7 protein-coding genes are annotated in these 6,279 nt (G+C 39.3%); all 7 read right to left on the bottom strand.

All coding sequences use genetic code 11. The annotated features are described in order from the left end of the window. Window positions 1–497 precede the first annotated feature (497 nt). The gene (locus tag VKA52_RS16945; RefSeq protein WP_326316551.1) at window positions 498–758 is read right to left on the bottom strand and encodes a hypothetical protein; all 261 of its coding nucleotides are present in this window, start codon (window positions 756–758) and stop codon (window positions 498–500) included. Between the two features lie 392 nt (window positions 759–1,150). Next, window positions 1,151–1,381 (bottom strand): PF20097 family protein, encoded by a 231-nt coding sequence (locus VKA52_RS16940; protein WP_326316550.1) that lies wholly within the window; start codon window positions 1,379–1,381, stop codon window positions 1,151–1,153. A 183-nt stretch (window positions 1,382–1,564) separates the two neighbouring features. Further along, window positions 1,565–1,738: a hypothetical protein gene (locus VKA52_RS16935; RefSeq protein WP_326316549.1), complete on the bottom strand. Its 174-nt coding sequence runs from the start codon at window positions 1,736–1,738 to the stop codon at window positions 1,565–1,567. 173 nt (window positions 1,739–1,911) lie between these two features. Further along, a complete protein-coding gene (locus tag VKA52_RS16930; RefSeq protein ID WP_326316548.1) occupies window positions 1,912–2,391 on the bottom strand; it encodes a hypothetical protein in 480 nt (159 codons plus the stop codon). Window positions 2,392–2,635: 244 nt separating this feature from the next. After that, window positions 2,636–3,925, bottom strand: a complete 1,290-nt coding sequence (locus tag VKA52_RS16925) for a DUF5068 domain-containing protein (RefSeq protein WP_442788857.1) — start codon at window positions 3,923–3,925, stop codon at window positions 2,636–2,638. 436 nt (window positions 3,926–4,361) lie between these two features. Beyond that, complete coding sequence (locus VKA52_RS16920) at window positions 4,362–4,652, bottom strand: hypothetical protein (protein ID WP_326316546.1); 291 nt, start codon at window positions 4,650–4,652, stop codon at window positions 4,362–4,364. 463 nt (window positions 4,653–5,115) lie between these two features. Further along, window positions 5,116–6,270 (bottom strand): saccharopine dehydrogenase family protein, encoded by a 1,155-nt coding sequence (locus tag VKA52_RS16915; RefSeq protein WP_326316545.1) that lies wholly within the window; start codon window positions 6,268–6,270, stop codon window positions 5,116–5,118. Window positions 6,271–6,279 lie beyond the last annotated feature (9 nt).

Here is a 6,279-nt window from a genome sequence, read left to right as displayed (position 1 = left end):
TTTATTTAAGTATGCCTGAAACCAGTCGATACGGTCATAAACCACTTCATTTATCCAATATGTTCTGACAAGCGGATTGAAATCCTGCGAATAAGTGAGTATTTGAAAGAAAAGCGGATCTAACCGAGGGAGTTGAAGACTTGATTTCGAGATATTATAAGAAAGCAAATATTAAGCACCCGATAATTCCTGTAATAAAATAACTAACCGTACCAATTTTTTTGACTTTTGTACTAACATCGACTTTATGCTCAAGGTTTTTGATGTAGTCAAATATTACCCAAAGACTAACTAAAGGAATTATCCCTAATAAATAATTATCTACTATATGAACTAACGTAAAAACTGTCACTATTGCAAATGCTACATTACTTAAAATAGTTTTAATATTGTTTCACCCCAGTTCGACTGTTTATTCCTTTTGCTCAATAATCGAAAGCCTCTATCGCCCTAGATTCCTTAAGACTGGGTTTCGGTAATTTAACACCAATCAGACTTTATGGTGTTCCATCAGTTATGTAATTAATAAAATATCCAGCAAACATTAAGATGAAAAAACTAAAAAGCATAGCAACATTAGATACTATGGGCCAAGCATTTTTAATCAAGCTCGCAAACACAATACCAGCTGGAGCTATAATAAAAGTTAGCATCCATAAAGGACTAGAGATTTGAAATACTAAATTAGGGATCCAAACAGTTATACATACTACCACAGTTGATATAGCCAGAGTTCTAAAAAGTTTTTCCTTATTCATAAAGCCCCCCTCCTTCCGTTCCAATATTAATATAAGTCTCCTTCCGAAACTAAAGCGTGCTATTACAAATCCAACTATTAAAGATAAGCCCCCGTTTCTATAAGACTTGATTTCGAGACAATTGAAGCATATTTTCAACTAACGCACCCTGCAGTTTAATTGGGATACATCACCAAATCAGAAACCATAAAGGCAATATACAGTAAAGTAAGTGCTATAACACATAATAAAAAGATCTTAAATTTCTCCACAACAATACCCACCCTTAATCAACAATCCTACTCAGTTGGTTAAAAAGTTCCATTCATCATAGTGACTTTGCATGTAATAAGGGAAAGTACCTTTTTAAGCAATGCCCCCGTTTGTTTAATAAGTTAAGTTCAAAATTACTGCTATTTAATATCATTGTTTTCCTTATGTTTGAAAATAACTACACTACATTCTTCACACCTTAACGCTGGAACTTTTTTGACTTTTAACCATGCATCACCTATTAATGTTTCACTTCCAAAATCCGCAAAGATGGAATCAGGCGAGTCTGACCAGCAAATTCTTCGAGGAGAGAATATATATCCTTGCTTCAACACGTTACCACATTCAGGACACCTTACAACATCGTCCATTGTCAGTTACACCACCTTCATCTTAGCGTTTTTTTTGATGTAACTAGTAAGCCTGCCTTGTCATTTTAAATTAACTTTTTTTGCCCTATTCTTATGTAATAAGGGCGAATACTCAATTAAGCAATCGCCCCCGATACATGAAGACTTGAACTCGAGATACTTACCTTGCTAAGGTATCCTATTCTAAAGTACAGATACAAACACATCGACTAAAAATGGTGCCAAAAGTAAAAAAACGGCAATGCCAACTACAATTATTATTGGCGTTGTGAATGGACTAGGTTCATTTAATTTATCAAGCTTATCATTCATTTTCTTTAATTCATTTAATATTTCTTTTTCATTCTCTTCACACATACTATCCCCCGCAAATTACTCTATTTCCTTGAAGTTTCTACTATCATAAGAGGTAATCTTTATTAAAGATAAGCCCCCGTTTCCAAAAGACTCAAGATCGAGATATATGTCAATAAAACAAACTTCAGATTGATTACTTCAAAGATGAGAAAATTCTACACATAGGAAGTTGGTCAATTTGCAACATAGATATCTGATGCATCATGTTCAAACCACAGGATTCTTTCGTGTTCTCCTTCAATATCAATACTAACTTTTCCACTTAAAACGTCAAAGTATTTTTTGCCTTTTTTTGGATTTAAAATCATAAAAATAAAATCATTTACTTCAGCTGATAAGTAAATATTATTAATTAAATCGTACTCTTGGAGGAATTCATCCTTATGAAAAATCATTTCCAGGTACTTCCTTGATTTATTCAATGCATGTGTTTCTTTTGATTCATACTTAATATCTACTTCTTCCTCAATATAATTATTTTTCCTCAACTCCACTCCTAAAAGGATTCTTTCATAATGAAGTTTATCGATTACCCTTTTAAAAGAATGAACATTATGAACTGGATAAGAATGAACGCAATTATACTGTCCAAATGAAATTCTATCGGTTCTTATTGCAGCTAGATCTTCTTTTATGGGCAGAAAATCATCCATTTTAAACCACCACCTTTACTAATTCATTATAAGGTTTTTCTACAAAATTTATTGTATTCTTTTCAAATTATCTCGAAACTGAGTCTTCAAGTAACCTGCCCTTTACTTGAAGACTCAGTTTCAAGATATTTCTTAAAACCGCAAGCAACACGATTGAAAATACAAACCTCTTTCGCAAATAATCCATGTGTATTTATTTCATAAAAATTATAAAAAAGCTGCCCTGATTCGGCAGCTTTTTTAACTATTGACTTGGCAGAGAAAACATAGCGGTTTTCCCCTTAAATAACTCTTTACCATCATCTCCCGTAAACGGACCGAACTCTAAATCAAACGTTTCGATAGTTTCAAAATCATCTTTTCTAAACAGGAAGACGTGGTATTTCTCGCCTGTTGCACCTGCTTCAACCGTCTGGGAATCATTAGGCTCCACCATGCCCTGACTAATTACGGAACCGCGATTATCGTCAACGCGGATAAATGATGATAGTAGGAAGGTATTCAGCTCTTTGTCGGACTGGTTATTAATCGTTAACTTAACCGTAAGGGCCACAATTCCCGCATCCCCGAAGTTACTAAACCGGGATTCGTTGCCTTCTGTCGGCTCTAATTCTGCATATTGTACACCATTTAGTGTGATTCCTACATCTTCAATTTGCTTGGTTTCATCAATCCCTGACTTTTCAAAAATCATTTCCTTATTTGCCATATTCCCTGTTGTCAGTCGATCCGGGTAAAAATCTGCTGAACTTTCAACCTCAGCTTTTTGGCCTTCTCCATAAATTAAATCGTAGGTGGCCGTTCCCTTAAAGGAGTCTTTGAATTCTTCATTATCAGCTGCTCCACCTTCGATGACAAATTTCGGTTTGACCCTTGTCATCACATCATATTGATCATTCGTAAGGGTGAAAGTTACTAGACCCGTGACCTTTTCGCCCGCGCCATATTTCGATGGCTCCTCTTCGTTTTTTGAAACTGGATATTCATCACGCACGAATGTCCGTTCAGAGCTTAAGAAGTCTGACTCATTCACTCCTTGTATTCGGATGAAACTGGGATAATACACCGGTTCATCCCTGGTATTTTCAATAGTTACTTGTGCGGTCACGACATATCCATCGGTCTGATCGTCAAATTGTATCGACATATCTTCGCTCATATTCGTAACTTTCACAATCTGGTATTGGTTTATGGATACAGTAAACCCTTCTATATCGTGAACATACTCTAAATTATTTTCACTTGTATAGATTTCTTTCACGTCCCCTTGTGACTCTTCTGCAATGTTAGGGTTCATGATTTCACCGGAGGAAACAGAGGTCTCCCCAATATCTGAATCGCTATCTGCAGATTCTTCTTCCGTTTCCTTGTCTTCTTTTTCACTGTTCTCTTCCTCTGTACTTACCGATTCTGAAGTTGTATCTTCTTCTGCTTTTTCATCGGTGTTGCCTGATGTTGAAGCATCCTCATTACTTCCGCATGCGGCAAGAATAACAAGGACGAACAGGGCTACAGCCCATATCCTATTCACCATTTTTATAGTCCCACTGCCTTCCTTAATTGGATAATTTAGGTAATTCTATATAGAACTACCCCTAAATACCTGAGTCAAAACTATTATCTTGTTCTAGTTATTCAAAGATGATATAGCAAAAAGTTCCTGATTTTTTTCAAAGAATAGGAGCCAGGTACCTGGGACGAGTAATAAGGTGTGATAGGTTGCAAAAGAGGATCTTAAAGCTTTCCCCTTTAGATTCGCATGTTTACCCTGGTAAAAAAAGATCCCAGCAAAACAGCCTCTCTTTTATAGAAAGACCAAGTTTCAAGGCAAATAAAAGACCAGTAATGTTTGCCTTTTCTTTGCTGAAAGGCACATTACTGGTTCCACTTTTTTGAAGAACAAGAAAATATCGATTATTTTTTAAAAGCAGATGTTACCAAAGGCACTCCAAGGGACACTGCTCCACATATCAAGAACGGAATTGCTTCGCATGCTCCTTGGCGAAATTGATGATCTTATTGTAGGTGTTCCGTTCAAAATCCTTCTTCGATGGAATGTGTAACGTAGCATTATCTTCATCGATAATTTTAATGCGCTCCCCGCCCCTGACATAAAGGGTGACGTATAAAAAGGGTTCTCTCATCCCTAATTCTACACGCAACTCTCTCGGAAAGTCTGCCGTTATGATGACACGATCCTCTACTTGCTTCAAACTCAACTGACTGTGAAACTTGAGGTTCTCAATTCCATTTATATGCACCTATACGCACTCCCCGTTTTTCATTATACATACCTAATCATACGTTCTTTTAAACTCATTATCTGTCGTTTGTTGGTTTATTCACAAAGCTTTAACAAACCGTCCAGCTTACCCCTAGGATAACCGTTTTCATTCTTCAGTTCCTAAACTCCATGTAAAAATTTCATACTTGTATGTGAAATATTGAGCATAAAACCTCACACAAGGCACTTATCTGTTGGTACCAGGTACGTAAAATTTTTTTCTGTACCTGGTACCACGAATATGGAACAACCAAAACACATGAAAAGGACCGGACAACCGCCCGGCCCTTACATGTAATTTTCTTCACAGAAAGTCTGGCACCATGAGCATTCGGTTTGGTGCCTGTCACCAAAAAACAACCGGCAGTGTCAGGCACCGAAAAAAGCATAACAGTGCCTGGCACCACATCGCACCACATCAAAAGATAGCCATCCCAACCCTACGCTTGTTCTCTGATCACAACTCCGCGCCGCATCATTTCATCGATATAAACATCACCTGGAACGATCGTTTCCGGAGGGCATACGCCTCGTTTTGTGATCGTTCCTCCTCCGATCATTTGAGCAACGACAGAGATGGTGTTCGCTGTTGCGCGGGCCATCGCGGTTACATTCGTCGCTCTGTCTTTATAGGTGACCATTTCATATTCACACGACTTCCGTACACCGTCTTTCTCTCCGCCTACGATGACACGGAGCAGGACGGCATCGTCTTTATCCTTCAGCTCAAGCAGTGGATCGATGCTCTTCAGCAGCACTTCCCTCGTCTTGATTTCCATCCCGCGGATATTAACGACCTGATCCGCTCCTGTCAGGTTGAGATCGACAAGCAGCTTCATTTTCTCGGCATGTCCGGGGTAACGGATCGTCTTGTACTCGAGACTGTCGATGTGCGGGTAAGATTTCAACAGCGTCGACGTCCCGCCGGAGGTATGGAAAGCTTCCAGTGGACCGAATCGTTCAAAATAGATGTTTTCAACTTCCGTCAACGACTCCACTTCCCGCAGTCTTCCATCCCTGATGATTGTCGAAGGATCGGAATAATGATCCAACAATCCTTCCATGGAAAACACATGGTTGTACTCAAGCGGTGGATCCGGTCTTACCGGAATGCCTCCAACGAAGAGGCGGATTGCTTCAAGCTTATCGAGCTTTCCTGCGCCGTACCCTGACAAAATGTTGATCATGCCAGGAGCGACGCCGAGATCCGGAATGACCGTTACTCCCGCTGCTTTCGCCTGTTCATCGAGCTCCAGCACTTTATCGGTGATGTGACCGATATGGCCACCCAAATCAACAGAATGAACCCCGACCTCGATCGCTGTTTTGGCTACGATTTCATTGAAGGAGTAGAAAAGGGCATTGATGACGACATCATAATGGCTGATGAACTCCGCAAGTTCGGTCTGGTTTCCGGCATCCACTTTGAAACCTTGGATTTTCGAAGAGTTCAATGAATCAGAGACCCGTTGCGCACGGTCGAGGTCGATATCGGCGAGTCCGACTTTCTCTACTCCCGAACTATGGACGAGGTCGCGCGCCGCTTCTTTTCCCATCAATCCAGACCCTAGAACAGCTACTTTCATAGTCCGCACTCCTTTTTC

Origin of the sequence: Halobacillus sp. HZG1 (assembly GCF_035818575.1) — a bacterium.
Classification (GTDB): Bacteria; Bacillota; Bacilli; order Bacillales; family Halobacillaceae; genus Halobacillus; species Halobacillus litoralis.
This window is presented reverse-complemented; position numbering and strand designations above follow the sequence as displayed.

Coding starts and splice junctions, on each gene's coding strand:
- VKA52_RS16945 (WP_326316551.1), bottom strand. CDS start 758: ATGAATAAGGAAAAACTTTTTAGAACTCTGGCTATATCAACTGTGGTA.
- VKA52_RS16930 (WP_326316548.1), bottom strand. CDS start 2,391: ATGGATGATTTTCTGCCCATAAAAGAAGATCTAGCTGCAATAAGAACC.
- VKA52_RS16940 (WP_326316550.1), bottom strand. CDS start 1,381: ATGGACGATGTTGTAAGGTGTCCTGAATGTGGTAACGTGTTGAAGCAA.
- VKA52_RS16935 (WP_326316549.1), bottom strand. CDS start 1,738: ATGTGTGAAGAGAATGAAAAAGAAATATTAAATGAATTAAAGAAAATG.
- VKA52_RS16925 (WP_442788857.1), bottom strand. CDS start 3,925: ATGGTGAATAGGATATGGGCTGTAGCCCTGTTCGTCCTTGTTATTCTT.